This is a genomic window from Mycolicibacter algericus DSM 45454 (assembly GCF_002086455.1).
Taxonomy (GTDB): Bacteria; Actinomycetota; Actinomycetes; order Mycobacteriales; family Mycobacteriaceae; genus Mycobacterium; species Mycobacterium algericum.
Window position 1 is genome coordinate 1 of record NZ_MVHC01000096.1, and the last position, 639, is coordinate 639.

1 protein-coding gene is annotated in these 639 nt (G+C 65.6%); it reads left to right on the forward strand.

The features are described from left to right. Positions 1 to 152 precede the first annotated feature (152 nt). On the forward strand, positions 153 to 639 hold a 487-nt coding region (locus BST10_RS22260; RefSeq protein ID WP_207567923.1), incomplete at its 3' end, for a transposase.

The window sequence follows — 639 nt, forward strand, 5'->3', positions numbered from 1 at the left end:
GGCTAAGTCCCCTGGGATGGTGGGGTTTCGGGCCTGCGGCTGACCGGGGCGGTTGGGCTCTTGGTGTGTCGTTGAGGGCTTTGGGGTGGGTCATCGCGTAGTGGTCATTGAGTTACCGACCAAAGTGACTCAAGCAAAGGACACACAACGCGATGACCCACGACCATTCTGCCCTGCTCGCTCAGCTCGATGCGCTCAAGTCCGCTGACGCCGGGGCGGTGTTTGCCGAGTTGATCCGGGCCGGGCTGCAGGCGCTGATCGAGGCCGAAGCCACCGATGCGATCGGTGCCGGCCGCTACGAGCGAGTCCAGGGCCGGACCACTCAGCGCAACGGGCACCGCCCCAAAACGGTGTCGACCACCGCCGGGGATGTCGAGGTACAGATCCCCAAACTGCGTGCCGGGTCGTTCTTCCCGTCCCTGCTGGAGCGGCGCCGCCGCATCGACAAGGCGTTGCACGCGGTGATCATGGAGGCCTACGTGCACGGGGTATCGACGCGCAGCGTCGATGACTTGGTCGCCGCGATGGGAGTGGGCTCGGGGGTGTCCAAATCAGAGGTGTCGCGCATCTGCGCTGGCCTGGATCGTGAAATCGACGCCTTCCGCACTCGCGGCCTGACCCACACCGAGTTCCCCTACG